The organism is Streptomyces klenkii (assembly GCF_003626645.1).
In the GTDB taxonomy this organism is placed as follows: Bacteria; Actinomycetota; Actinomycetes; order Streptomycetales; family Streptomycetaceae; genus Streptomyces; species Streptomyces klenkii.
This window is the reverse complement of the sequence record NZ_RBAM01000052.1, coordinates 1-2,221: the sequence shown is the minus strand read 5'-3', so window position 1 is coordinate 2,221 and position 2,221 is coordinate 1. Positions and strand designations below refer to the sequence as shown.

Annotated in this window: 1 protein-coding gene; it reads right to left on the bottom strand. The window is 69.3% G+C overall.

Translation table 11 applies throughout. The annotated features are described in order from the left end of the window. The coding region (locus D7231_RS34465) for a TniQ family protein (protein ID WP_147449866.1) at positions 1–2,064 on the bottom strand (2,064 nt) is incomplete at its 3' end. Between the last annotated feature and the right edge of the window lie 157 nt (positions 2,065–2,221).

The window sequence follows — 2,221 nt, the reverse complement described above, 5'->3', positions numbered from 1 at the left end:
GTCCTCCTGCACGTAGAGGCGTTCCAGCTGGGCCTTGGAGATCATTTGCCGGGCCGCGTGCAGACCCTTGAGGCCCCGCTCCATGCTGTGAGCGGTCGGCTTCGTCGCGGGTGCAGGATGCTGGCCGAGGACATAGCGCAGTGTGCGCAGGTCGGTTTCCAGCTCGTCGGCGATGCGGGTGCTCGTCTGTCCGGCACGGACGCGGCGGTGAAGATCCGCAAGGTCGATGCCGCCGGGGTCGGTCCGGGGCAGGGCGAGCCCGTCCAGCAGCTCAGAAGGCGGCTGCCACGTCTGGGGCTCGTTGCCGAGTCGGTTGCGGTCGAGGAACGCCTCGCCGATCAGGTCGAGCTCGGCGGACACCTCCGGAGTGAGGACGTAGGGAAACCGCACCCGGCTGTTGCGGAACGAGGAGCTGTTTCGCGGCGGGTCGGGCATCCGCGTGTAGGGTAGACCGCTGATCTTCTCGAAGAGGTAGCTGCGGGCGATCTGGTAGCGGGTGCCGGCTCCGGGCTCGGCCAGCGTGCGGCGGCACAGGGTGATCCACTCGCGCTCGGGCAGCAGGTCGGTGTAGTCCAGGCGTCGCCGGCGGCGGTAGTCGATCGGCACCCGGTGGTCATCGAGATAGGCGGCAAGCTGGATCAGGGCGAGTTGGATGCCCTCGTAGTGGGCGTCGTCGCGCAGAGCCTGGAGCACGTGCGTCAGGTTGGGCTGCGTGATGAGATTGCCGACCGACTTGGCCGCGTCGGGAAGTTCGAGGCGGCTGTTCACCAGCATCAGGCTGGCCGAGAGCGCGGCGGCGAGGTTCTCGCGAACCTGCGGGACGGGGTTGAGGCGCACGGCCCACAGCGGCCAGATGTTGCTGGGGATCTTGCGGGCTCGCGCGGTCAACTGCGAGGGCCTGGTGGTCGGGAGAGAGGGCGCGGGCAGCGCGGTGCGGTAGCGCAGGGCAGAGTTGGGCCACAGGGTCGGCGCGATGGTCTTGAGGTGTACGGCCTCGAGCACAGGGCTGTTGTGCCGGCCCCAGTTTCGGGTCACCGTGGGGCTGGCCCAGTAGCCGCGGTCAACGATGGCGTCGAGGAGCTCCTTCATGCGGGGAGCGGCCCGGCGGCAGTCGGCTTGTCCGAGGATGCTCCAGGCGGCGATGGCTCCCGCGGCGGTGGTCTCCGCGTATGCCGGTGCCGCACGGCCGGGATCGAGGGGCGCGCGCCGATGGCTGCTGGCCAGGGTGCTGTTGTGCTCCCGGGCGCGGAAGTGAGCGTCCACGAGCTCCTCGGGGACCAGACGCTTCATGCGGGGCGCGGGCATGTGGATAAGGACGCGACGGGCGATCCCCCTCATGTCGGCGAGCACGGCCATGGCGGGCTGCGGGTCGCCGGAGTACACGCCGAAGGCGCCGACACCGGTGGTGATGACATCCAGCAGTGTCTTCTGGGCGAGGAGAGCAGGGTGCCCGGCCTCGAAGCGCATGGTCTCCGTGTCGGCCAGCGGGTGCAGGCACCGAATCCGCAGGGCCGTCTCGGCCGATCGGCTGGCGTGGTCGCAGTGGCCGGGACTGGGAATGATGTGACTGGGGTGTGGGCGCTTGCGGTGCCGCGAGGCGCACTTGGGGCAGAAGTCCGCGAGCAGGCGACGGTGGGTGAGGCAGACGAAGGACCAGCCGAGCCTCCAGGTCAGGTGCCAGCGTCCCTCGTTTTCCCGCAGACACTCCGGGCAGAACCGCGAACCGCTGCCGCTGCCGCGTCCCCACATGAACGACCCGTTGACCCGCTGCCGTTCTTGGTCGACGACAAGAGCTCGCTGATCGAAGTGCTGCAGCGTCATCGTGTGCAGGATGTCGGGTGAGACGCCGGTCGTGACGGCTATGCGCTCTGCCTGTTGTGGCGCCAGACGCGTCATCCAGGGAGCCCAGCCCGTCGGGGGTTCATATTCCTGGCGCAGACCCAGGGCGACCAGCAACTCGCCCATGGGCACCCGCAGCTGGGCGGACAACGCCTCGAACCAGGAGTCCAGAGCCTCGCCGGCCAGCGGAGCCCGGCGCAGCGGCAACGTACGAGCGGAGCTCATGCCACGGTCTTAGCCGCGGTGGCCTTCGCCGTCCGGGAACGTAGCTGGGTCGTCATCCGTCCGCGCGCGAACTTCTTGGCGAGCGCCTTGCGCGCCCGCTCTGCCGCCGCGTCCAGCTTGACCTGGTCGAGGAGGTCCTCGTCCAGGAGTTCAACGC